1 pseudogene is annotated in these 916 nt (G+C 54.3%); it reads left to right on the forward strand.

The features are described from left to right. Positions 1-916, forward strand: a pseudogene (locus tag WKT20_RS18080) (hypothetical protein); the annotation flags it as partial.

Consider the following 916-nt stretch of genomic DNA (forward strand, 5'->3'; position numbering starts at 1 on the left):
CCGGCATGTATCTGATAGCAGACGTTCCGGAACGTGCTACAGCCCTGCATTTCTCCATTCTGAACACGGCAGAGTTTGACTGCGTGGTGCTGAGCAACAGCGACAAGATAGAGGACATGGAACCGGATTGGGTGGCCAATGAGGAACATCTGTGTGCCGTTGTGGGCAGTTCTGTAGTGGGCAGCAAGTTGCGTGCCTGCATAACCGGAGCTTCGACCACGGCAAGCATGACATGGACGGACTTCCACTATTACAGCCAGCAGCGTGGCATGCAGCAGATAGATGCCCTGATGCACAGCCGCATCGCGAACCTGAGCTATGCAAAGTACGGGCGTAGGGACATGCAGGAACAATGCGGTGCCGGTCAGCATAACAATAACCGGACAACGGGTGGAACGGCCGACCATGGAATGACAGACACCATCGGCTATGACGAAGCGTATGTCATCAACAACAAAATCACGAATTCGCTGATTGACGGCTTGGTGCATCAGTATGCCTGGTATAAGAGCCGGGACGAATACGGACAGGCGACCGTGGTGCAGGTGAACAATATCTGCTGCCTGGGCTACGAGGACATCTACGGCAACAAGTATGACATGATGGACGGCGTGGATCTGCCGAATGACAGCGGCAACCAGGGCAAATGGCGCATCTGGATGCCTGACGGCAGTATCCGTATGGTACAGGGCAAGAAGGACAGCGGTCAGTGGATTACAGGCGTGGCGTACGGCAAGTATATGGACATGGTTCCGGTAGGTAATTTGAACGGATCATCTTCCACCTACTATACCGACATGTACTGGATAAGCACCGCTACAGTCCGTGTGGTCTATCGCGGGTGCGGCTATGCGAGTGCGAGTGGCGGTGTGTCGCATGCGAATGCGAGTTACGATGCTTCGAATATGTATGCGTA

The sequence above is a fragment of the Phocaeicola sp. ICN-14070 genome (assembly GCF_037892625.1).
Taxonomy (GTDB): Bacteria; Bacteroidota; Bacteroidia; order Bacteroidales; family Bacteroidaceae; genus Phocaeicola; species Phocaeicola plebeius.